Source organism: Pseudomonas sp. LAIL14HWK12:I7, assembly GCF_000483465.1.
GTDB lineage: Bacteria > Pseudomonadota > Gammaproteobacteria > Pseudomonadales > Pseudomonadaceae > Aquipseudomonas > Aquipseudomonas kermanshahensis.
This window is the reverse complement of the sequence record NZ_KI519605.1, coordinates 347,674-370,949: the sequence shown is the minus strand read 5'-3', so window position 1 is coordinate 370,949 and position 23,276 is coordinate 347,674. Positions and strand designations below refer to the sequence as shown.

At 62.9% G+C, this 23,276-nt stretch carries 21 protein-coding genes; 16 read left to right on the top strand and 5 right to left on the bottom strand.

Going from position 1 to position 23,276, the window contains the following annotated elements:
* Positions 1-171: 171 nt before the first annotated feature.
* A complete protein-coding gene (tsf, locus tag D886_RS0121085; protein WP_027595793.1) occupies positions 172-1,035 on the bottom strand; it encodes a translation elongation factor Ts in 864 nt (287 codons plus the stop codon).
* 186 nt (positions 1,036-1,221) lie between these two features.
* Positions 1,222-1,959 carry a 30S ribosomal protein S2 gene (rpsB, locus tag D886_RS0121080; RefSeq protein ID WP_027595792.1) on the bottom strand — a complete coding sequence of 246 codons (738 nt, stop codon included), beginning with the start codon at positions 1,957-1,959 and terminating at the stop codon, positions 1,222-1,224.
* 346 nt (positions 1,960-2,305) lie between these two features.
* On the opposite strand from rpsB, the gene map reads away from it, so the two are divergent.
* From map to dapC, 3 genes are read left to right on the top strand one after another with little or no spacing between them, the layout of a single operon-like run.
* Positions 2,306-3,088 (top strand): type I methionyl aminopeptidase, encoded by a 783-nt coding sequence (gene map / locus D886_RS0121075; protein ID WP_027595791.1) that lies wholly within the window; start codon positions 2,306-2,308, stop codon positions 3,086-3,088.
* A gap of 37 nt (positions 3,089-3,125) precedes the next feature.
* Complete coding sequence (locus tag D886_RS0121070; RefSeq protein ID WP_027595790.1) at positions 3,126-5,828, top strand: [protein-PII] uridylyltransferase; 2,703 nt, start codon at positions 3,126-3,128, stop codon at positions 5,826-5,828.
* A 30-nt stretch (positions 5,829-5,858) separates the two neighbouring features.
* Positions 5,859-7,055 (top strand): succinyldiaminopimelate transaminase, encoded by a 1,197-nt coding sequence (gene dapC / locus D886_RS0121065; RefSeq protein ID WP_027595789.1) that lies wholly within the window; start codon positions 5,859-5,861, stop codon positions 7,053-7,055.
* Between the two features lie 144 nt (positions 7,056-7,199).
* On the opposite strand, the gene D886_RS0121060 is transcribed toward dapC, so the two are convergent.
* Positions 7,200-8,846 (bottom strand): Na+/H+ antiporter, encoded by a 1,647-nt coding sequence (locus D886_RS0121060; RefSeq protein WP_027595788.1) that lies wholly within the window; start codon positions 8,844-8,846, stop codon positions 7,200-7,202.
* A gap of 242 nt (positions 8,847-9,088) precedes the next feature.
* Here D886_RS0121060 and D886_RS27995 point away from each other — a divergent pair, with 242 nt between their 5' ends.
* The 6 genes from D886_RS27995 (at position 9,089) to D886_RS0121030 (ending at position 12,914) form a co-directional block, all read left to right on the top strand.
* Positions 9,089-9,367, top strand: a complete 279-nt coding sequence (locus D886_RS27995; protein ID WP_081717529.1) for a type II toxin-antitoxin system RelE/ParE family toxin — start codon at positions 9,089-9,091, stop codon at positions 9,365-9,367.
* Positions 9,368-9,375: 8 nt separating this feature from the next.
* Complete coding sequence (locus D886_RS0121050) at positions 9,376-9,675, top strand: HigA family addiction module antitoxin (RefSeq protein ID WP_027595786.1); 300 nt, start codon at positions 9,376-9,378, stop codon at positions 9,673-9,675.
* 124 nt (positions 9,676-9,799) lie between these two features.
* A complete protein-coding gene (locus tag D886_RS0121045; protein WP_027595785.1) occupies positions 9,800-10,147 on the top strand; it encodes an ArsC family reductase in 348 nt (115 codons plus the stop codon).
* Between the two features lie 41 nt (positions 10,148-10,188).
* The gene (dapD, locus tag D886_RS0121040) at positions 10,189-11,223 is read left to right on the top strand and encodes a 2,3,4,5-tetrahydropyridine-2,6-dicarboxylate N-succinyltransferase (protein WP_027595784.1); all 1,035 of its coding nucleotides are present in this window, start codon (positions 10,189-10,191) and stop codon (positions 11,221-11,223) included.
* Positions 11,224-11,301: 78 nt separating this feature from the next.
* On the top strand, positions 11,302-12,507 hold the full coding sequence (locus D886_RS0121035) for a cysteine desulfurase (RefSeq protein ID WP_027595783.1): 1,206 nt from the start codon (positions 11,302-11,304) through the stop codon (positions 12,505-12,507).
* Complete coding sequence (locus tag D886_RS0121030; protein ID WP_027595782.1) at positions 12,504-12,914, top strand: SufE family protein; 411 nt, start codon at positions 12,504-12,506, stop codon at positions 12,912-12,914. Before D886_RS0121035 ends, D886_RS0121030 begins: the two co-directional genes overlap by 4 nt.
* Before the next feature lie 9 nt (positions 12,915-12,923).
* Here the strand turns inward: D886_RS0121030 and tcdA are convergent, their stop codons facing one another.
* The gene (gene tcdA, locus D886_RS0121025) at positions 12,924-13,733 is read right to left on the bottom strand and encodes a tRNA cyclic N6-threonylcarbamoyladenosine(37) synthase TcdA (protein ID WP_027595781.1); all 810 of its coding nucleotides are present in this window, start codon (positions 13,731-13,733) and stop codon (positions 12,924-12,926) included.
* Between the two features lie 133 nt (positions 13,734-13,866).
* On the opposite strand from tcdA, the gene D886_RS0121020 reads away from it, so the two are divergent.
* The 4 genes from D886_RS0121020 to D886_RS0121005 all read left to right on the top strand — a co-directional run bounded on the left by D886_RS0121020 (position 13,867) and on the right by D886_RS0121005 (position 18,924).
* Positions 13,867-16,458: a glycosyltransferase gene (locus D886_RS0121020; protein WP_027595780.1), complete on the top strand. Its 2,592-nt coding sequence runs from the start codon at positions 13,867-13,869 to the stop codon at positions 16,456-16,458.
* Positions 16,459-16,565: 107 nt separating this feature from the next.
* The gene (gene dapE / locus D886_RS0121015; protein ID WP_027595779.1) at positions 16,566-17,717 is read left to right on the top strand and encodes a succinyl-diaminopimelate desuccinylase; all 1,152 of its coding nucleotides are present in this window, start codon (positions 16,566-16,568) and stop codon (positions 17,715-17,717) included.
* Positions 17,717-18,529, top strand: coding sequence for a putative RNA methyltransferase (locus tag D886_RS0121010; protein ID WP_027595778.1), 813 nt, complete (start codon positions 17,717-17,719; stop codon positions 18,527-18,529). The genes dapE and D886_RS0121010 overlap by 1 nt, the downstream gene beginning before the upstream one ends.
* Positions 18,530-18,546: 17 nt before the next feature.
* Entirely contained in the window at positions 18,547-18,924 is a 378-nt protein-coding gene (locus tag D886_RS0121005) for a hypothetical protein (RefSeq protein ID WP_027595777.1), read from the top strand.
* A 71-nt stretch (positions 18,925-18,995) separates the two neighbouring features.
* Here the strand turns inward: D886_RS0121005 and D886_RS0121000 are convergent, their stop codons facing one another.
* Positions 18,996-19,205 (bottom strand): cold-shock protein, encoded by a 210-nt coding sequence (locus D886_RS0121000; protein WP_027595776.1) that lies wholly within the window; start codon positions 19,203-19,205, stop codon positions 18,996-18,998.
* 232 nt (positions 19,206-19,437) lie between these two features.
* Between D886_RS0121000 and plsB the strand changes: the two genes are divergently transcribed.
* The 3 genes from plsB (at position 19,438) to D886_RS0120985 (ending at position 23,122) form a co-directional block, all read left to right on the top strand.
* Positions 19,438-21,924: a glycerol-3-phosphate 1-O-acyltransferase PlsB gene (gene plsB, locus D886_RS0120995; protein ID WP_027595775.1), complete on the top strand. Its 2,487-nt coding sequence runs from the start codon at positions 19,438-19,440 to the stop codon at positions 21,922-21,924.
* 76 nt (positions 21,925-22,000) lie between these two features.
* Positions 22,001-22,399: a YbaY family lipoprotein gene (locus D886_RS0120990; protein WP_027595774.1), complete on the top strand. Its 399-nt coding sequence runs from the start codon at positions 22,001-22,003 to the stop codon at positions 22,397-22,399.
* Positions 22,400-22,432: 33 nt separating this feature from the next.
* Positions 22,433-23,122: a DUF4197 domain-containing protein gene (locus D886_RS0120985; protein ID WP_027595773.1), complete on the top strand. Its 690-nt coding sequence runs from the start codon at positions 22,433-22,435 to the stop codon at positions 23,120-23,122.
* Positions 23,123-23,276: the final 154 nt, after the last annotated feature.

Sequence of the window (23,276 nt, the reverse complement as noted above, 5' to 3'; positions counted from 1 at the left end):
CTCCTGCGGCGTTTGTAAAAAAATTCTGGCGGGCTGCTTGAGCCTGCGTGTAACTCTAACGTGACGCAGCGACTGCGTCAGCGAACAGCGGTTTGGAAAACCGCTCCCGCTTTGACAAAGAGGCTGCGCGCGTGAGCGGGCAGCCTCTTTGGGGCGACAGACGTGTCTGTCTTACTGCTTGGCAGCAGCTACCTGAGCGGCAACTTCTTCAGCGAAGTTGTCGACTGGCTTCTCGATGCCTTCGCCGACTTTGAAGTAGGTGAAGGAAACGATTTCAGCACCGGCTTTCTTGGCCAGCTCGCCAACCTTGACTTCCGGGTTCATGACGAAGGCTTGCTCTTTCAGCGAAGCTTCGGCCTTGAACTTGGTGATACGGCCGTTGATCATGTTCTCAACGATGTTTTCCGGCTTGCCGGCGATCTTGTCGGCGTTCAGCTGCAGGAAGACATTCTTCTCGCGCTCGATGGCCTCGGCGGAGATTTCCGATGCATCCAGGAACTCCGGGTTCGAAGCAGCAACGTGCATGGCGATGTTCTTGGCCAGCTCGACGTCGCCGCCTTTCAGGACAACAACGGCACCGATCTTGTTGCCGTGCAGGTAAGCACCAACAACGTCACCCTCAACGCGCGCCAGGCGGCGGATGTTGACGTTTTCGCCGCACTTGGCGACCAGGGCTTCACGGGCTGCTTCGCGCGAGGCGATCAGCGGTGCAGCGTCGGTCAGCTTCTGGGCGAAGGCTTCTTCGAGGCTTTCGGCTACGAAGTTTTTGAAGTCGTCTTGCAGGGCCAGGAAGTCGGTCTGCGAGTTGACTTCCAGCAGAACGGCGGCTTTGCCGTCGGTCTTGACGGCGATAGCGCCTTCAGCAGCGACGTTGCCAGCCTTTTTGGCGGCCTTGATGGCGCCCGAGGCACGCATGTCGTCAATGGCTTTTTCGATGTCGCCGCCGGCCTTTTCCAGGGCCTTTTTGCAATCCATCATGCCTTCGCCGGTACGCTCGCGCAGTTCTTTGACCAGCGCTGCAGTAATTGCTGCCATTTCAAAATCCTCTTGGAAAGTTTTTCAACCATTCCACCCGCTCATCACGGGCGTTCAATTCTGCAAATCCGCTGTTTTTATCTCAGCAGGCCCATAGTGCGGGGCGGTTGCTGACAGCAGGATTTCAAGGTGGCAAAAAGGGGGCAAAGCCCCCTTTTTGCGTGCCAAGTAGACGCCAGGCGTCAATTACTCAGCAGCAGGTGCAGCCGCTTCTTCAGCGTAGACTTCGGTGCCGCCAGCAACGTTGTTGCGGCCGCGGATGATGGCGTCGGCCATCGAAGTCATGTACAGCTCGATAGCGCGGATGGCGTCATCGTTACCTGGGATGATGTAGTCAACACCTTCCGGGCTGCTGTTGGTATCGACAACGCCGATAACCGGGATGCCCAGCTTGTTGGCTTCGGTGATAGCAATGCGCTCGTGGTCAACGTCGATCACGAACAGGGCATCAGGCAGGCCGCCCATGTCCTTGATACCACCCAGGCTGCGGTCCAGCTTTTCCAGATCGCGCGAACGCATCAGGGCTTCTTTCTTGGTCAGCTTGGCAAAGGTGCCATCTTCGGCCTGAGTTTCCAGGTCGCGCAGACGCTTGATCGAAGCACGGATGGTTTTGTAGTTGGTCAGCATGCCGCCCAACCAGCGGTGGTCAACGTATGGCGAACCGGCACGAGCAGCTTGCTCGGCGACGATCTTGCCGGCGGAACGCTTGGTGCCGACGAACATGATCTTGTTCTTGCCCTGGGCCAGACGCTCTACGAAAGCCAGAGCTTCGTTGAACATTGGCAGGGTTTTTTCCAGGTTGATGATGTGGATCTTGTTACGCGCGCCGAAAATGTACTTGCCCATTTTCGGGTTCCAGTAACGGGTCTGGTGGCCGAAGTGCACACCGGCCTTCAGCATATCGCGCATGTTGACTTGGGACATGATAGTTCCTTGATAAGTCGGGTTGGGCCTCCACGCATCCCAATGACCAACCCACAGATTCTAGAATCCGGGGCACCCAGGTCATCGTGTCGACACGTGTGTGGGTTTAGGGCTTACGGGGTCGACCCCGAAAGCGGCGCATTTTATACCACAGACCGCGAGCGAACGGAACCCGAATACTGTCGCGTCCGTCAGCGGTTTTTGCAGCACCCAGGCTTTCAGGCCAAAATGCCCTCTATAGACAGCAGGATGGCCGGCTTTATCCCGACCGATTGCCGCCCTGCTCTGCTAGAATCCGGCCTTTCCCGTTTGTTCGCGCCGTGCACGGCGCCGTAGAGAGCCTGTAATGACCGTCACCATCAAGACCGCAGAAGACATCGAGAAGATGCGCATCGCCGGCCGCCTGGCCGCCGAGGTGCTGGAAATGATCGAAGAGCACGTCAAGCCCGGTGTCACCACCGAAGAACTGGACCGCCTGTGCCACGACTACATCGTCAACGTGCAGCAGGCCATCCCGGCGCCGCTCAACTACAAGGGTTACCCCAAGTCGATCTGCACCTCGATCAACCATGTGGTCTGCCACGGCATCCCCAACGACAAACCGCTCAAGGACGGTGACACGCTCAACATCGATGTCACCGTGATCAAGGACGGCTACCACGGCGACACCAGCCGCATGTTCCACGTCGGCAACGTGCCGGTCTGGGCCGAGCGCCTGTCCAAGGTCACCCAGGAATGCATGTACAAGGCCATCGAGCTGGTCAAGCCGGGCTGCCGCCTGGGCGACATCGGCGAAGTGATCCAGAAGCACGCTGAAAAGAACGGCTTCTCGGTGGTGCGCGAATTCTGCGGCCACGGCATCGGCAAAGTGTTCCACGAAGAACCGCAGATCCTCCACTACGGCCGCGCCGGCACTGGCATGGAACTCAAAGAAGGCATGACCTTCACCATCGAGCCGATGATCAACCAGGGCAAGGCAGACACCAAGGTCCTGGGCGATGGCTGGACCGCCATTACCAAGGACCGCAAGCTCTCGGCCCAGTGGGAGCACACCCTGGTGGTGACGGCGACCGGTTACGAGATCTTCACCCTGCGCAAGGACGACACTATCGCGCGCACCTCGGCCTGAGTCCGCGCCAGGCACCCCACGACAGGAACGCGACGCAATGCCCCAGGTGGATCCCGAGCTGTTCGACCGCGGCCAGTTCCAGGCGGAACTGGCCCTCAAGGCGAGCCCTATCGCCGCCTTCAAGAAAGCCATCCGCCAGGCGGGCGAGGTGCTCGACCGGCGTTTTCGCGAAGGCCGCGAAATCCGCCGTTTGATCGAGGACCGCGCCTGGCTCGTCGACAACATCCTGCAGCAGGCCTGGAACCAGTTCGACTGGGGCGACCAGCGCGGCATCGCCCTGGTCGCGGTAGGCGGTTACGGGCGCGGTGAACTGCACCCGCATTCCGACATCGACCTGCTGATTTTGCTAGGTGCTGCCGAACACGAACAGTACCGCGAGGCCATCGAGCGCTTCCTCACCCTGCTCTGGGACATCGGCCTGGAAGTGGGCCAGAGTGTGCGCACCGTCGACGAATGTGCCGAGCAGGCACGTGCCGACCTGACGGTCATCACCAACATGATGGAAAGCCGCACCGTCGCCGGCCCCGAAGCCTTGCGCCAGCGCATGCTGGACGTCACCAGCACCGAGCACATGTGGCCGAGCAAGGAGTTCTTCCTGGCCAAGCGCGCCGAGCTCAAGGCCCGCCACCACAAGTACAACGACACCGAGTACAACCTTGAGCCCAACGTCAAGGGCTCACCCGGTGGCCTGCGCGACATCCAGACCGTGTTGTGGGTGGCGCGCCGCCAATACGGCACGCTGAACCTGCACGCCCTGGCCGGTGAAGGTTTTTTGCTGGAAAGCGAGAACGAACTGCTGGCCTCCTCCCAGGACTTCCTGTGGAAGGTGCGCTATGCCCTGCACATGCTGGCCGGGCGCTCGGAAGACCGCTTGCTGTTCGACCACCAGCGCAGCATCGCCGCCCTGCTGGGCTACAGCGACGAGAACCCCAAGCGCGCGATCGAGCAGTTCATGCAGCAGTACTACAGGGTGGTGATGAGCATCAGCCAGTTGTGCGACCTGATCATCCAGCACTTCGAGGAAGTCATCCTCGCCGACGATGACAGCGGCACCACCCAACCTTTGAATGCGCGCTTCCGCCTGCATGACGGCTATATAGAAGCCGCCAAGCCGAACGTATTCAAACGCACGCCGTTCGCCATGCTGGAAATCTTCGTGCTGATGGCCCAGCACCCGGAGATCAAAGGGGTACGCGCCGATACCGTGCGCCTGCTGCGCGAGCACCGGCACCTGATCGACGAAACCTTCCGTCACGATATCCGCAACACCAGCCTGTTCATCGAGCTGTTCAAATGCGAGATCGGCATCCACCGCAACCTGCGCCGGATGAACCGCTACGGCATCCTCGGCCGCTACCTGCCGGAATTCGGCCTGATCGTCGGGCAGATGCAGCATGACCTGTTCCACATCTATACGGTCGATGCGCACACGCTCAACCTGATCAAGCACCTGCGCAAACTGCAGTACACGCCGGTTTCCGAGAAATTCCCGCTGGCCAGCAAGCTCATGGGCCGCCTGCCCAAACCCGAGCTGATCTACCTGGCCGGGCTTTACCACGACATCGGCAAGGGCCGCCAGGGTGACCACTCGGAGCTGGGCGCGGTGGACGCACAGACGTTCTGCGAGCGCCACCAACTGCCCGCCTGGGACAGCCGCCTGATCGTCTGGCTGGTGCTGAACCACCTGGTGATGTCCACCACCGCACAGCGCAAAGACCTGTCCGACCCACAGGTGATCAACGACTTTGCCTTGCATGTGGGGGACGAGACCCGCCTGGATTACCTCTATGTGCTGACCGTGGCCGACATCAACGCCACCAACCCCAGCCTATGGAACTCCTGGCGCGCCAGCCTGCTGCGCCAGCTGTACACCGAGACCAAGCGCGCCCTGCGCCGTGGCCTGGAAAACCCACTGGACCGCGAAGAGCAGATCCGCCAGACCCAAAGCGCCGCGCTGGACATCCTCGTGCGCGAAGGCGTCGACCCGGACGACGTCGAGCAACTCTGGTCGCAGCTGGGCGACGACTACTTCCTCAAGCACAACGCGGCCGATGTGGCCTGGCACACCGACGCCATCCTCCAGCAGCCGGCCGACGGCGGGCCGCTGGTGCTGATCAAGGAAACCACCCAGCGCGAGTTCGAGGGCGGTACGCAGATCTTCATCTATGCCCCCGACCAGCACGACTTCTTCGCCGTGACCGTGGCGGCCATGTCGCAGTTGAACCTGAACATCCATGACGCGCGCATCATCACCTCGAGCAGCCAGTTCACCCTCGACACCTATATCGTGCTCGACAATGACGGCGGCTCGATCGGCGACAACCCGCAGCGGGTCAAGCAGATTCGCGACGGCCTCACCGAAGCGCTGCGCAACCCCGAGGACTACCCGACGATCATTCAGCGCCGGGTGCCACGCCAGCTCAAGCACTTCAATTTCCCACCGCAGGTGACCATCCTCAACGATGCCCAGCGGCCGGTGACCATCCTTGAGATCACCGCGCCCGACCGGCCGGGCCTGCTGGCCCGGATCGGCCGCATCTTCCTGGAGTTCGACCTGTCGTTGCAGAATGCCAAGATCGCCACACTCGGCGAGCGCGTGGAAGACGTGTTCTTCATCACCGATGCCGACAACCAGCCGCTGTCCGACCCGCAGCTGTGCAGCCGCCTGCAGGAGGCTATCGTCCAGCAGCTGCAGGCTGGCCAGGCGAGTGACGCCAGCCCGACCCGCGTGACCTTTTAACGATTAGACGATTGACGAGACCTTGCGCCGATGAACCATGCCCTGACCCAGCTTCAGCCCTACCCGTTCGAGAAACTGCGCGCCCTGCTGGGCAGTGTGAAACCAGCGGCAGACAAGCGCGCCATCGCGCTGTCGATCGGTGAGCCGAAGCACACATCGCCGGCGTTCGTCGCCCAGGCCATGGCCGACAACCTCGACAAGCTGGCGGTGTACCCCAGCACCCTCGGCCTGCCAGGGCTGCGCCAGGCCATCGGCCAGTGGTGCGAGCGCCGTTTCGGCGTGCCAACCGGCTGGCTGGATGCCGACCGTCACATCCTGCCGGTCAACGGCACCCGTGAAGCACTGTTCGCCTTCACCCAGGCCGTGGTCAACCGGGCCGATGATGGCCTGGTGGTCAGCCCTAATCCGTTCTACCAGATCTACGAAGGTGCGGCGCTGCTGGCAGGCGCCACCCCGCACTACCTGCCGTGCCTTGAAAACAACGGCTTCAACCCTGACTTCGACGCCGTGCCGGCAGATGTCTGGCAGCGTTGCCAAATCCTCTTCCTGTGCTCGCCAGGCAACCCTACCGGCGCACTGGTGCCGATGGATACCCTGAAGAAGCTGATTGCCCTGGCCGACGAGCATGATTTCGTGATCGCCGCCGACGAATGCTACAGCGAGCTGTACTTCGACGAAGACGCCCCGCCACCGGGCCTGCTCAGCGCCTGCGCCGAACTGGGCCGCAGCGATTTCAAACGCTGCGTGGTGTTCCACAGCCTGTCCAAGCGCTCCAACCTGCCTGGCCTGCGTTCGGGCTTTGTCGCGGGCGATGCCGAGATCATCAAGCCATTTTTGCTGTACCGCACCTACCACGGCTGCGCCATGCCCGTGCAGACCCAGCTGGCCAGCATCGCTGCCTGGCAGGACGAGGCGCACGTGCGCCAAAACCGTGACCAGTACCGCGCCAAGTACGATGCCGTGCTGGATATCCTGCAGCCGGTGATGGATGTGCAACGCCCGGATGGCAGCTTCTACCTGTGGGCCAAGGTGCCGGGCTGCGACGCCGCGTTCACCCGTGACCTGTTCGAAGCCCAGCATGTGACCGTGGTACCAGGGTCGTACCTGTCGCGTGACGTGGATGGTGTGAACCCTGGCGCTGGCCGAGTGCGCATGGCGTTGGTTGCGCCGCTGGCCGAGTGCATCGAGGCCGCCGAGCGGATTCGCGCGTTCCTGCAGAACCGCTGATTAGGCAGGGGGCGCTTTGCGCCCCATCGCAGCGGTTCGGCGCCCCGACAAGCCAGCTCCTACAGGTAACTGCGCAGGCTCAGACCTTGTGAGGACCCTGTGCGGGCTTGCCCCGCGAATGGGCTGCAGAGCAGCCCCTGCGACCTACCGGACAGCGCCCAGGTTCGCCTCGCTCATATCCAGCTCACCCAGCACCTGCCGCACCACCTCATCGCCCACCAGGTGCTGGCGATGCAGGTTGTACAACTCCAGCCGCTGCGCCCGCAGCGCACGCAAGCGCAAACGCCGCTCAAGCAGGTCCATCTGCTCAGCCATGGCCCGTGCCTCCGCCGTGTCGTTGTAACTGTCCAGCTCGTCCCGGTACTCGGCCATCAACCGCGCCTTGAGCTCGGTCGCCAGTGTCGCCTGCGCGGCATCCTGCGGCGCGCTGGCATCGATCACCTCTTCCGCCTCCAGGGCATGAATCGCGGCCTCGGCCGTGCGTCGCCAAGCCTCCAGCACTTCTTGATGCAGCCGCTCGTCCGGGCTTTGGGTGACGCCACGCAGCAGGATCGGCAAGGCAATGCAGGCACTGATCAACGACAGCAGAATGACCCCTGCGGCGATGAAGATGAGCAAATCACGCTCGGGGAACGCCTGGCCCGCACTGATCAACAGCGGCACCGACATCACACCCGCCAGGGTCACGGCGCCACGTACGCCCCCTAGGGTCAGCAGCCAACAGGAACGCGCCGTGGGCATCAGCACCAGCGCCGGCTTGCCCCGCCAGCGGCGTACCACACCAATGGCCCGCCAGATGCTCTGCACCCAGATAAACCGCAGCAGGATCAACGCTGCGAAGATCGCCAGCACATCCAGGCAGCGCCAGGCCAAGGTCGGCCACACGGTGGCCTCGTGGCTCACGACGGCCTTGATGATGTCCGGCAATTGCAGGCCAAGCAGCAGGAAGATCAGGCCATTGAAGGCAAACTCCAGCAACGACCACACACTGCGATTGAGCAAGCGGGTACTGGTCTGGCGGGGCAGCAGGTCGAGCCAGCTCTGCATCATGCCGGCCGCCACCGCCGACAGAATGCCGGATACCCCCAGGCGCTCAGCCAATACATACGCCGCAAAGGGCAGCAACAGCATGAACACCACGTGCGTGGCGGGGTCGTCCCAGCCGCGGGCGATCATCCAGGCGCGCAGACGGCCGATCAGCCAGCTCAGGGCAACGCCGACCGCCAGGCCGCCAAGGGCGACCAGGACGAAGCTGAAGCTTGCATCGGCCAACGAGAACACCCCCGTGATCGCTGCGGCCAAGGCGAACTTGAACGTCACCAGGCCCGAGGCATCGTTCATCAGCGCCTCACCCTGCAGCATATGCATCAGCGGGGTTGGCAGACGATCCTGTGCAATGGCCGAAACGGCCACGGCATCGGTAGGCGACAGCACCGCGGCCAGGGCAAAGGCGACCGGTAGCGGGATGCTCGGCAACAGCCAGTGAATGAAGTAACCGGCGCCGACCACCGTAAACAGCACCAACCCCACGGCCAGCGCCACCACCGGCCCGCGAATGCGCCACAACTCGCGCTTGGGAATGCGCCAGCCATCAGCGAACAACAGCGGCGGCAGGAACAGGAAGAGGAACAGCTCGGGGTCCAGGGCCACGTGCAGCCCCAGGGTGGGCCAGGCCAGCAGCGCGCCAGCGGCAATCTGCACCAATGGCAGGGGCAGCGGAATCATCCGGCCGACCAGCTTCGACACGCTGACCAGCGTGAGCAGAATGAGGACGGTATAGGCTGACTGCATCCGTGAAAGCTTCCTTTATGGATCAATAACTGTAGCGAGGCGAAACATCGCCATTGAAACAATATGTTAGCGGCGTATGGCAATGCGGGGCCGCTGCACGATAGTCGCAGGTGCGGCGGGAATATGTAACACGATGCTACCCACCACGCGCCATTAACGCTGCGTGTTCACTCTCCAGGCTTGAAATGACGCTATGTCGACGTATAATCAATCTTAACGAATAACGTTAAGCGTTCAGGCCCATGATTCAAGCCTTCAGCTGTGCTGACACGGAAGCACTCTTCACGACTGGAAAGACACGGCGTTGGTCAGATATCAAATCTGTCGCAGAGCGCAAATTGGCCATGCTTGATGCTGCCACAGAACTGCGCGACCTTCGCTCTCCTCCGGGCAATCGCCTGGAACAGTTGAGCGGTAATCGCGCCGGCCAACACAGCATACGAGTCAATGATCAGTGGCGCGTGTGCTTTATCTGGACGGAAAACGGTCCGGCAAATGTTGAAATTGTCGATTACCACTGAGGTGCATCATGTTCAAGAATGGCATGCGTCCAATACATCCTGGTGAAGTTCTGCGCGAGGACTTCCAGAAAGAAATGGGGTTCAGTGCCGCTGCTCTGGCGCGGGCATTGGGTGTTGCGACGCCAACGGTCAACAACATCCTGCGCGAGCGTGGCGGCATTTCCGCCGACATGGCACTGCGCCTGGCCATCTGCCTGGACACCACACCGGAGTTCTGGCTCAACCTGCAAATCGCCTTCGATTTGCGCACAGCCGAACAGCAACATGGTGATGAGATCATCGGATCCGTGCAGCGCTTGGTCGCTTGAGACATATCTCGATCAATAAAGTCGGGCGCCACAGGCGTGGCGCCGCGCGGATCGATCCAGCATAATCCCGCGGCTGACTTTCGAAAAATGGAGAAATTGGGGAACCTTTGCCCCAATGTACACAATGACTTACACGCTCTACGGCATCAAAGCCTGTGACACCATGAAAAAGGCGCGTACCTGGCTCGAAGACAAAGCCATCGCCTACGAATTCCATGACTACAAAACCCAAGGCATCGACCGTGACAGCCTGAACCGCTGGTGCGACGAGCACGGCTGGGAAGTCATCCTCAACCGTGCCGGCACCACCTTCCGCAAGCTCGACGACGCCAGCAAGGCTGATATCGACCAGGCCAAGGCCGTCGAGCTGATGCTTGCCCAACCTTCGATGATCAAGCGCCCGGTGCTCGATCTGGGCGAGCGCACCCTGGTTGGTTTCAAACCTGATTCGTATGCCGCAGCGCTGGCCTGAGCCCGCCTGCGCTTCCACCCTATTTCGCACGAGGTAATCCCATGTCCAATACCCTGTTCAGCCTGGCCTTCGGTGTCGGCTCCCAGAACCGCCAGGGCACCTGGCTTGAAGTCTTCTACGCACAACCGCTGGTCAACCCAAGCGCCGAGCTGATCGCTGCCGTTACCCCGATCCTCGGCTACGAAGGCGGCAACCAGGCCATTGCGTTCAGCAACGCGCAAGCGGCGCAGTTGGCTGAAGCCGTGAAAGGCGTCGATGCCGCCCAAGCTGCCCTGCTGACCCGCCTGGCCGAAAGCCACAAGCCGCTGGTCGCCACCCTGCTGGCAGAAGACGCTGCGCTGACCTCGACCCCAGAGGCCTACCTCAAGCTGCACCTGCTGTCGCACCGCCTGGTCAAGCCGCACGGCGTGAGCCTGGCCGGCATCTTCCCGCTGCTGCCAAACGTCGCCTGGACCAACCAAGGCGCCGTCGACCTGGGCGAGCTGGCCGAACTGCAACTGGAAGCACGCCTGAAGGGCGAGCTGCTGGAAGTGTTCTCGGTGGACAAGTTCCCGAAAATGACCGATTACGTGGTCCCGGCCGGCGTGCGTATCGCCGACACCGCCCGTGTGCGCCTGGGCGCCTACATCGGCGAAGGCACCACCATCATGCACGAAGGCTTCGTCAACTTTAACGCGGGCACCGAAGGCCCAGGCATGATCGAAGGCCGCGTTTCGGCGGGCGTCTTCGTCGGCAAGGGTTCGGACCTGGGCGGCGGCTGCTCGACCATGGGCACCCTGTCCGGTGGCGGCAACATCGTCATCAAGGTCGGCGAAGGCTGCCTGATCGGCGCCAACGCCGGTATCGGTATCCCGCTGGGCGACCGCAACACCGTTGAAGCCGGCCTGTACATCACCGCTGGCACCAAGGTGAACCTGCTCGACGAGAACAACGAGCTGGTCAAAGTGGTCAAGGCCCGCGACCTGGCCGGCCAGACCGACCTGCTGTTCCGTCGCAACTCGCTGAACGGCGCGGTGGAATGCAAGACCCACAAGTCGGCCATCGAGCTGAACGAGGCGCTGCACGCCCACAACTGAGAACCTTCCTCGGTTTGAAGTGATAAGATCGGGTCTGGCGTAATGCCAGACCCGTTTTTCATTCCAGGCCCCGCGACCATGTTCCAGCCCTCCCCCTGGCGTGCCGATTTCCCCGCCATCGCCGCCCTGCAACGGCAGCACCAGACTTACCTGGACAGCGCCGCCACCAGCCAGAAACCGCAAGCCCTGATCGATGCCCTGAGCCATTACTACGGCCATGGCGCGGCGAACGTGCACCGTGCCCAACACCTGCCCGGCGCGCTGGCGACCCAGGCGTTCGAAACCAGCCGCGACAAGATTGCCGCCTGGCTCAATGCCGCCGATTCGCGGCAGATCGTTTTCACCCATGGCGCCACCTCGGCCCTCAACCTGCTGGCCTATGGCCTGGAGCACCGCTTCGAAGCCGGTGACGAAATCGCCGTCAGTGCCCTGGAACACCATGCCAACCTGCTGCCCTGGCAACAGCTGGCCCGGCGGCGCAACCTTCGCCTGGTCATCTTGCCGCTCGACATTCACGGCTGCATCGACCTCGATCAGGCCCTGCAACTGATCGGGCCACGCACCCGGGTACTGGCGGTCAGCCAGCTGTCCAACGTGCTGGGCACCTGGCAGCCGCTGTCGGCCTTGCTGGCCCATGCCCGGGCCCAAGGCGCATTGACTGTGGTCGACGGGGCCCAGGGCGTGGTGCATGGCCGCCATGATGTGCAGCAGTTGGCGTGCGACTTCTATGTCTTTTCCAGCCACAAGCTGTATGGGCCGGAAGGGGTTGGCGTGCTGTACGGTCGCAGCCAGGCGCTGGCGCTGCTGCGCCACTGGCAATTTGGCGGTGAAATGGTGCAACTGGCCGAGTACCAGAGCGCCAGCTTCCGCCCCGCCCCGCTGGGCTTCGAAGCCGGTACCCCACCGATCGCGGGCGTCATCGGCCTGGGCGCCACGCTCGATTACCTGGCCAGCCTCGATGCTCAGGCGGTCGAACGGCATGAGGCCAGCTTGCACCAGCACTTGCTGCGCGGCCTGGCCGACCGCGATGGCATCCGCGTGCTCGGCTCGCCACAGACGGCCTTGGCCAGCTTCGTGATCGAAGGGGTGCACAACGCCGACATCGCCCATCTGCTGACCGAGCAAGGCATCGCCGTGCGTGCCGGCCATCATTGCGCCATGCCGCTGCTCAAAGGGCTGGGGCTTGAGGGGGCGATTCGGGTGTCGCTGGGGCTGTATAACGACAGCGATGACCTGCAGCGCTTTTTCGACGCGCTGGATCAAGGGCTGGAGATGTTGCGATGAGTTTGCCGACAGCTGCCCGCGAGGCGCTGGTACAGTTCGAGCAGGCCCGCGGCTGGGAGCAACGTGCGCGGCTGCTGATGCAGTGGGGTGATCGTCTTGAGCCGCTGAGTGAGGCCGACAAATGCGAGCACAACCGCGTGCATGGCTGTGAAAGCCTGGTGTGGCTGGTGGCTGAACAGCGGGATGGCCAGTGGCGATTCAAGGCCAGCAGCGATGCACGGTTGTTGCGCGGGTTGCTGGCCTTGCTGCTGGTGCGGGTGCAGGGCCTGGCCAGCAGCGAGCTGGCCAACGTGGATTTACCGGGCTGGTTCAGCCAGTTAGGCCTGGAGCGGCAACTGTCCCCCTCGCGCAGCAATGGCCTGCATGCAGTGTTGCTGCGGATGGCAGAGCTGGGTGCGGTCAGTTGAATCAGCGCCTTACTCGGCTTTGACCCGCTCTGACGGCCGCCTGGCACCCGCCACCAGTTTTTCCACGGCCTTGCTGGCCGCGACCATGCCAAAGGTCGCGGTCACCATCATCACCGCGCCAAAGCCACCCGAGCAGTCCAGGCGCACGCCTTCACCGACGAAACTCTTCTGCAGGCAAACGCTGCCATCCCCCTTGGGGTAGCGCAGCTGCTCGCTGGAAAACACGCACGGCACGGCGTAGTTACGGCTGACATTGCGCGAGAAGTTGTAGTCGCGACGCAAGGTGGACCGCACCCGCGAAGCCAGCGGGTCGTTGAAAGTCTTGTTGAGGTCACCGACCTGGATTTGCGTTGGGTCGATCTGCCCCCCCGCGCCACCGGTGGTCACGACGCCGATCTTGCGCCGCTTGCACCAGGCAATCAGCGCGGCCTTGGCCATGACGCTGTCGATGCAGTCGATAACGAAGTCGAGGCCTTCGGTGATGTACTCGGCCATGGTCTCGCGGGTGACGAAGTCAGCTACCGCGTGCACCGTGCACGCTGGGTTGATCGCCCGCAGGCGCTCGGCCATGACCTCGACCTTGGGCCGCCCCACCTGCCCTTCGAGGGCATGGGCCTGACGGTTGGTATTGCTGACACAGACATCGTCGAGGTCGAACAGGGTAATCTCGCCCACGCCACTGCGCGCCAACGCCTCGGCCGCCCACGAGCCGACCCCGCCGATACCGACGATCGCCACATGGGCCTGTTTCAACCGCTGCAGGCCATCATCGCCATACAACCGGGCGACGCCGGCAAAGCGTGGATCTTCTGTGCTCATCTTGCTACCCCGAAGCGCATACCGCTAAAAACGGCGCGCATTATATGCCAATGGCGCCGTTGGCCTCCATGGTTAGGAAAGTGCCGGCCAATCCTGCTTTAATATTCACTCAATCCGACAGACTTGGACGACAATGTCATCACGCAAATTCGGCCTCAACCTGGTCGTGGTCCTGGCCATCGCGGCGCTGTTCACCGGGTTCTGGGCGCTGATCAACCGCCCCGTCTCCGCGCCTGCCTGGCCGGAGCAGATCTCTGGTTTCTCGTACTCGCCCTTCCGCCTCGGGGAAAGCCCGCAAAAGGGCCAATACCCCAGCGACGACGAGATGCGCCAAGACCTGGAGCAGATGAGCAAGCTGACCGACAGCATCCGCATCTATACCGTAGAGGGCACCCAGGCAGATATCCCGCGCCTGGCCGAGGAATTCGGCCTGCGGGTGACCTTGGGTATCTGGATCAGCCCGGACCTTGAGCGCAACGAGCGCGAAATCGCCACCGCCATCGAACTGGCCAACACCTCGCGCAGCGTGGTGCGGGTGGTGGTCGGCAACGAGGCGCTGTTCCGCGAAGAAGTCACGCCCGAGGCACTGATCCAGTACCTGGACCGGGTACGCGCCGCCGTCAAGGTGCCGGTCACCACCAGTGAGCAGTGGCACATCTGGAAAGAACACCCGGAACTGGCCAAGCACGTCGACCTGATCGCCGCGCACATCCTGCCTTACTGGGAATTCGTGCCGATGCAGGACTCGGTGGAGTTCGTGCTCGACCGCGCCCGCGACCTCAAGCAGCAGTTCCCGCGCAAGCCGCTGCTGCTGTCGGAAGTCGGCTGGCCGAGCAATGGCCGCATGCGCGGCGGTGCCGATGCTACCCAGGCTGACCAGGCCATCTACCTGCGCACCCTGGTGAACACGCTCAACCGCCGCGGTTACAACTACTTTGTGATCGAGGCCTACGACCAGCCCTGGAAAGCCAGTGACGAAGGTTCGGTGGGGGCTTACTGGGGCGTGTTCAACGCCGAGCGCCAGCAGAAGTTCAACTTCGATGGCCCGGTAGTCGCCATCCCGCAGTGGCGTGCCCTGGCGGTCGCCTCGGTGGTGCTGGCGATGATTGCCCTGATGGTGCTGTTCATCGATGGCTCTGCCCTGCGCCAGCGTGGCCGCACCTTCCTGACCTTCATCACCTTCCTGTGCGGGTCGGTGCTGGTATGGATTGCCTACGACTACAGCCAGCAATACAGCACCTGGTTCAGCCTCACCGTGGGCGTGCTGTTGGCGCTGGGTGCGCTGGGCGTGTTCATCGTGTTGCTGACAGAAGCCCACGAACTGGCCGAGGCGGTATGGATACACAAGCGCCGTCGCGAATTCCTGCCGGTGCAGGCCGACAGCGCCTACCGGCCCAAGGTCTCGGTGCACGTCCCCTGCTACAACGAGCCTCCCGAGATGGTCAAGCAGACCCTCGATGCCCTGGCCGCGCTGGACTACCCCGACTACGAAGTGCTGGTGATCGACAACAACACCAAGGACCCGGCCGTGTGGGAGCCCCTGAAGGCCCACTGCGAGAAGCTTGGCGAGCGCTTCAAGTTCTTCCATGTCGCGCCCCTGGCCGGTTTCAAGGGCGGCGCGCTCAATTACCTGCTCCCGCACACCGCTAAAGATGCCGAAGTGATCGCAGTGATCGACTCTGACTACTGCGTCGACCGCAACTGGCTCAAGCACATGGTGCCGCATTTCGCCGACCCGAAAATCGCCGTGGTGCAGTCGCCCCAGGATTACCGCGACCAGCACGAAAGCGCCTTCAAGAAGCTGTGCTACAGCGAGTACAAGGGCTTCTTCCACATCGGCATGGTCACCCGCAACGACCGTGACGCGATCATCCAGCACGGCACCATGACCATGACCCGCCGTTCAGTCCTGGAAGAGCTGGGCTGGGCCGAATGGTGCATCTGCGAGGACGCCGAGCTGGGCCTGCGGGTGTTCGAAAAAGGCCTGTCGGCCGCCTATGCCCACAACAGCTACGGCAAGGGCCTGATGCCCGACACCTTCATCGACTTCAAGAAGCAGCGCTTCCGCTGGGCCTACGGCGCCATCCAGATCATCAAGCACCATGCCGGCGCCCTGCTGCGCGGAAAGGGCAGCGAGCTGACCCGCGGCCAGCGCTATCACTTCCTGGCCGGCTGGCTGCCGTGGATCGCCGACGGCATGAACATCTTCTTCACCGTCGGCGCACTGCTGTGGTCGGCGGCGATGATCATCGTGCCTCACCGGGTCGACCCGCCGCTGATGATCTTCGCCATCCCCCCGCTGGCGCTGTTCTTCTTCAAGGTGGGCAAGATCATCTTCCTGTACCGCCGGGCGGTCGGGGTCAACCTCAAGGATGCCTTCGCCGCCGCGCTGGCGGGGCTGGCGTTGTCGCACACCATCGCCAAGGCGGTGCTGTATGGGTTCTTCACCAGCAGCATGCCATTCTTCCGCACGCCCAAAAATGCCGACAGCCATGGTGTGCTGGTGGCCCTCTCCGAAGCGCGCGAAGAACTGTTCATCATGCTGCTGTTGTGGGGCGCGGCGCTGGGCATCTATCTGGTGCAAGGGCTGCCAAGTTCGGACATGCGCTTCTGGGTGGCGATGCTGCTGGTGCAGTCGTTGCCGTACCTGGCGGCATTGGTGATGGCGTTGCTGTCGTCGTTGCCAAAACCTGCCGAGAAGAACGTCGAAGCACAAGCCACCTGAAACAGGCCGGGGCCGCCCAGCGGCCCCATTGCCCCGTGCCGACAACCCTCGTTTGATATAAGATAACGCCCCTCGTTTTTCCGCCTTGCCTTGCCCCGGAGTTCCCCATGACGGCCCCTGCCGAGCTCTCGCCTACCCTTCAACTGGCCTGCGACCTGATCCGTCGCCCCTCGGTCACCCCCGTCGATGCCGACTGCCAGGCGCAGATGATGAACCGCCTGGGCGCCGTGGGCTTCCAGCTCGAACCCATGCGCATCGAAGACGTCGACAACTTCTGGGCCAGCCATGGCAACCAGGACGGCCCGGTGCTGTGCTTCGCCGGCCATACCGACGTGGTGCCGACCGGCCCGGTGCAGCAGTGGCAGCACGAGCCGTTCGAAGCGCTGATCGATGCCGATGGCATGCTCTGCGGCCGTGGCGCCGCCGACATGAAAGGCAGCCTGGCGTCGATGGTGGTGGCCAGCGAGCGCTTCGTGCGCGACTACCCCGACCACCGTGGCAAGGTCGCTTTCCTGATCACCAGCGACGAAGAAGGCCCGGCCCACCACGGCACCAAGGCCGTGGTCGAGCGCCTGAAAGCACGCAACGAGCGCCTGGACTGGTGCATCGTCGGTGAGCCTTCGAGCACCACCCTGCTCGGCGACGTGGTCAAGAACGGCCGCCGCGGCTCGCTGGGCGCCAAACTGACTGTGCGTGGCAAGCAAGGCCATGTGGCCTACCCGCACCTGGCGCGCAACCCGATCCACCTCGCCGCCCCCGCCCTGGCAGAACTGGCGGCCGAGCATTGGGACGAAGGCAACGCGTTCTTCCCGCCAACCAGCTTCCAGATCTCCAACCTCAATTCCGGCACTGGCGCCACCAACGTGGTACCCGGTGAGCTGACTGCGCTGTTCAACTTCCGCTTCTCTACCGAGTCGACCGTCGAAGGCCTGCAGCAGCGGGTGGCGGCGATCCTCGACAAGCATCAGCTTGACTGGAGCGTCGACTGGGCACTGTCCGGCCTGCCTTTCCTTACCGAGCCGGGCGAATTGCTCGATGCGGTGTCGGCCAGCATCAAAGCCGTCACCGACCGGGATACCCGCCCGTCCACCAGCGGCGGTACCTCCGATGGCCGGTTCATCGCCACCATGGGCACCCAGGTGGTCGAGCTCGGCCCGGTCAACGCCACCATTCACCAGGTCGATGAGCGCATCCTGGCCAGCGACCTCGACCTGCTGACCGAGATCTACTACCAGACCCTGGTCCGGTTGCTCGCCTGATGTTGGCCTGCCCCCTCTGCCAGGCAGCCCTGTCGCGGCTCGACAATGGCGTAGTGTGCCCTGCCGGCCACCGCTTCGACCGCGCCCGCCAGGGTTACCTGAACCTGCTGCCGGTGCAGCACAAGAACAGCCGCGACCCGGGTGACAACCAAGCCATGGTCGAAGCCCGTCGCGACTTCCTCGACGCCGGGCACTACGCCCCCGTGGCCGGTCGCCTGGCCGAGCTCGCTGCCGAGCGCCAGCCTGCTGCCTGGCTGGACATCGGCTGCGGTGAAGGCTATTACACCGCGCAGCTGGCCCAAGCCCTGCCCGATGCCGACGGCTACGCTCTGGACATTTCTCGCGAAGCGGTCAAGCGCGCCTGCCGGCGTGATCCGTCGGTCACCTGGATGGTCGCCAGCATGGCCCGCGTGCCCCTGGCCGACGCCAGCTGCCAGTTCATTGCCAGCGTGTTCAGCCCGCTGGACTGGGCCGAAGCCAAGCGCCTGCTCAGCCCTGGCGGTGGCCTGATGCGGGTCGGCCCGACCAGCGGCCACCTGATGGAGCTGCGTGAAGTGCTCTACGATGAAGTGCGCCCGTACGCCGACGACAAGCACCTGGCCTTGGTGCCGGACGGCATGGCCCATGCGCACAGCGAAACCCTTGAGTTCCGCCTGAGCCTGGCTGCGCCCAAGGCACGTGCCGACCTGCTGGCCATGACCCCGCACGGCTGGCGCGCCAGCGCCGAAAAACGGGCATTGGTGATCGACCAGGCCGAGCCGTTCGAGGTCACGGTTTCCATGCGTTATGACTATTTCGTGCGCCAAGACTGAGCACACCCGGAGCCCTTATGCGCCAACCTGATATCGAGATTTACCTGAAGGACGCCGACGTCGACCACAAGCAGATTGCCGCCTGGCTCGCCGAGGCCGTCGGCCCGTGCAGCGAATGGCAGCAAAAAGGCCAGACCTTCAAATGCAAGGCCGGTAACATTCCAGTCACTTGGTTACCCAAGGCTGTAGGGAAATGGAACAGCCTTTACCTGGAAAGCGACCAGACGCCGTGGGCTGATGACGTCGCCTGTGCCCGCGCCGCGCATGCCGCACTCGGCGTCGAAGTACGCTGCGCACCGGGTGGCTGGGTCGAGGAAGACGGTGAAGAAGATGCCGATCGCTGGATCCGCATCAGCGCCGACGGTGAAGAGGAAATCACCTGGCGCACCAGCTGAATACGCTGGAAACTGATCGCATCAGGCTGCAAGTGACACGGACTTGCAGCTTGAGGCTTACCACATGAGGCTCAGAGCCCTACTACGTCCTCGGCTTGCAGGCCTTTCTGGCCCTGCACGCAGGCGTACTCGACCTGTTGCCCTTCGACCAGGGTACGATGCCCCTCACCGCGGATCGCCCGATAATGGACGAACACATCCGCACCACCTTCGCGCTGAATGAAGCCATAGCCCTTGGCATCGTTGAACCACTTTACATTCCCAGTCTCACGAGACGACATCTGAACTACTCCGGATTTTTATTGTGAAGATCGCCTTGTAGGCCCGCAGTCATCACCGCGTGCCGACGCCGCTTGCCGAAATATCCTGCAAGTGGCAGGCCGAGTATATGACACAGATTAAAAAAAATTGATGACGGTCCGGATTTTTGCCGGTTTTTGCTGAACTTACGCACATACGGCAGACTAATTGGCTGGATACTCACCTGAAAATCACTCCCAGGGCCCACTCCTCATGACCCGTTCCCCCCTGCGCCGCCTGATCTTCGGCGCCCTGCGTCGCCTGTTGTACCTGTGGGTGCGCTCCGAGACCATCAACCAGTCGTCGCTGACGCTCAAGCTCGACCGCAGCCGCCCGGTGTTCTATGCCCTGCCGTCGCCCTCGCTGACTGACCTGGCAGTACTGGACCGCGAGTGCACCAAGGCAGGGCTGCCACGCCCGGTGCTGCCGGTAGCCGTGGGCAGCCTGCACGAGCCGGCCGCGTTCTTTTACCTGACGCCCGACCCCGACTGGCTGGGCCGCCAGGACAAAAGCGGCGCCCCGCCCACCCTCGAACGCCTGGTCGCGGCCGTGACCCAGCATGCCGAGGAAGACGCGCAGATCATTCCGGTGAGTGTGTTCTGGGGCCAAAGCCCCGCCAGTGAGTCCAGCCCCTGGAAGTTGCTGTTCGCCGACAGCTGGGCGGTCACCGGGCGCCTGCGCCGGCTGCTGACCGTACTGATCCTGGGGCGCAAGACGCGTGTGCAGTTCTCTGCACCGATCCACCTGCGTGAACTGGTGCAGCACAACAAGGGCCACGAGCGCACCGTGCGCATGGCCCAGCGCCTGATGCGCGTGCACTTCCGTAACCTCAAGACAGCCGTGATCGGCCCGGACATCTCGCACCGACGCAACCTGGTAAAGGGCCTGGTGCATGCGCCACAGGTACGCCAGGCCATCAGCGACGAAGCCGAGCGCGAGGGCATCCCCCTGGCCAAGGCCGAAGCCCAGGCGCTGCGCTATGGCAACGAGATCGCCTCGGACTACACCTACACCGCAATCCGCTTCCTCGAAGTGGTGCTCAGCTGGTTCTGGAACAAGATCTACGACGGCATCAAGGTCAACCACATCGAGCAGGTACAAGGCATCGCCCCGGGCCACGAAGTGATCTACGTGCCCTGCCACCGCAGCCACATCGACTACCTGCTGCTGTCGTACCTGTTGTTCCGCAACGGCCTCACCCCGCCGCACGTGGCGGCCGGCATCAACCTCAACATGCCGGTCGTCGGTAGCCTGCTGCGCCGTGGCGGGGCGTTCTTCATGCGCCGCACCTTCAAGGGCAACCCGCTCTATACCGCCGTGTTTAACGAGTACCTGCACACGTTGTTCAGCAAAGGGTTCCCGGTGGAGTACTTCGTCGAAGGCGGCCGTTCGCGCACCGGACGGATGCTGCAACCGCGTACCGGCATGCTGGCAATCACCCTGCGCAGCTTCCTGCGCTCGTCGCGCACGCCCATCGTCTTCGTGCCGGTGTACATCGGCTATGAGCGCGTGCTCGAAGGCCGCACCTACCTTGGCGAACTGCGCGGCGCGAGCAAGAAGAAGGAGTCGATCTTCGACATCTTCAAGGTCTTCAGTGCCCTGAAGCAGCGCTTTGGCCAGGTCTACGTCAACTTCGGCGAGCCGATCCGCCTGGCGGGCTTCCTCGACGAGCAGCAACCCGGCTGGCGTGAACAGGACCACGGCCCACAGTTCCGCCCGGCCTGGCTCAACCAGGCCACTTCACGCCTGGGCGATACCGTGGCGCGCCACCTCAACGAGGCCGCGGCGATCAACCCGGTCAACCTGGTGGCCTTGGCGCTGCTGTCCACCAGCCGCCACGCCCTCGACGAACGTGCTCTGAGCCGCGTACTGGACCTGTATCTGTCGCTGTTGCGCACGGTGCCGTATTCGCCCCACACCACCTTGCCGGAGGGGGATGGCCTGGCCTTGATCGAGCATGTGAAGGGCATGAAGCTGCTGTCTGAGCAGAAGGACGCCTTGGGCCGCATCTTGTACCTGGATGAAGCCGATGCGGTGTTGATGACCTATTACCGCAACAACGTCCTGCACATCTTCGCCCTGCCGGCCCTGCTGGCCAGCTTCTTCCTCAGCAGCTCACGCATGAGCCGCGAACTGCTTGGCCAGTATGTCCGCGCGCTGTACCCGTACCTGCAAACCGAACTGTTCCTGCGCTGGGCGCCGGAACAACTGGACGAGGTGATCGACCAGTGGCTGGCAGCACTGGTCGAACAAGGGCTGTTGCGTCAGGAAAACGATGTCTACCTGCGCCCGGCGCCGAGCTCTCGGCCGTTCGTATTGCTGACGTTGCTGGCCCGCAACATCACCCAGACCTTGCAGCGCTTCTACATGGCCACTTCGCTGTTGCTCAACAGCGGCCAGCACACCCTGAGTGCAGAAGCGCTGGAAGACCTCTGCGTGATGATGGCCCAGCGCCTGTCGATTCTGCATGGCCTCAACGCCCCGGAATTCTTCGACAAGACCCTGTTCCGCCACTTCATCCAGACGTTGATCGAGCAAGGCGTGCTGCAGGCAGACGCGCAAGGCAAGCTGGGCTACCACGACAAGCTCGCCGAGGTGGCCGAAGCGGTCGCCAAGCGCGTGTTGTCGGCGGAGTTACGCTTGTCGATCCGCCAGGTGGCCTTGCACCGTGACGACTCCCTGGAAACTTCGGCCCTCTGAGGCTTCATCTGACGCGCAAATCCGCTAAAGTCCCTGGGGTTGGCCAAAAGCCAGCGCCAAGGACTACGGAGATTCCATGAAAAAGCTCTTTATGCTGTGTTGCGCATCCCTGCTTGCAGCCTGCTCCAGCCACACCCCATCGACCCAGGCCAGCCTGGACGGCGAAGTCTTCTACCTGCAGCGCATCGCCCTGCCCCCAACCGCCACCCTCAGCGTGAGCTTGCAGGACGTGTCGCTGATGGACGCACCCGCAGTGACCCTGGCCAGCCAGGCCGGCCCGGTAAAAGGCAACGTACCGCTGCCGTTCCACCTCACCTATGACCCGGCCCAGGTCAAGCCCGGCCACCGCTATGCGATCAGCGCGCGTATCGAGCTCGACGGCAAGCTGCTGTTCATCAACACCGAACACCACGGCGTCAAACTCGACGGCAGCGACACCCAGCCCGTGCGCATCAAGGTCGATCAGGTTCGCTGACACCCGTACATTTCTGTTCAGAAGGAAAGCTTCATGATTCGCTCCTCCCTGCGCTTCACCACCCTGTGCGCCGGCTTGCTGCTGTCTGCCAGTGCCCTGGCCCTGTCGCTGGGCGACCTGTCCCAGAAGGACGCCACCGGTGGCCTGAAAGACGCGCTGACCCAAGGCGCGCAGATTGCCGTCAAGCAACTGAGCACCCCAGGCGGTTTCAACAACAACCCGGACGTGCGCATCGAACTGCCGGGCAACCTCGGCAAGGCCGCCAAAGCCATGAAGATGTTCGGCAAGGGTGACCAGGTCGACGCCTTGGAAACCAGCATGAACAAGGCCGCCGAGGCTGCCGTGCCACAGGCCCAGGCGATCCTGGTCGATGCTGTCAAGAACATGAGCGTGACCGATGCCAAGGGCATCCTCAGCGGTGGCGACGATTCGGCCACCCAGTACCTGAACAAGAGCAGCCGCGAACAGATCCGCGCCAAGTTCCTGCCGATCGTCAAGCAAGCCACCGACAAGGTGGGCCTGGCCCAGCAGTACAACAACTTTGCCGGGCAAGCGGTGGCATTGGGCGTGGTCGACGCCAAGAGCGCCAGCATCGAGAACTACGTGACCGAAAAGGCGCTGGATGGCCTGTTCGAGATGATCGGCAAGCAAGAACAAAGCATTCGCCAGAACCCGGCCGAGGCTGCAACCAGCCTGGCCAAGAAGGTCTTCGGCGTGCTTTAAGCGCACCTGGCCTGCACTGCGCCCCAGATAATGGACGGGTGTCCAACATGAGGGGCGCAGCTCAGCCCCTTTGTAGGAGCAGCCTTGTGCTGCGAAGAGGCCGGTGCAAGCACCTGACATCAAGGGTGCCTGCACCGGCCTCTTCGCAGCACAA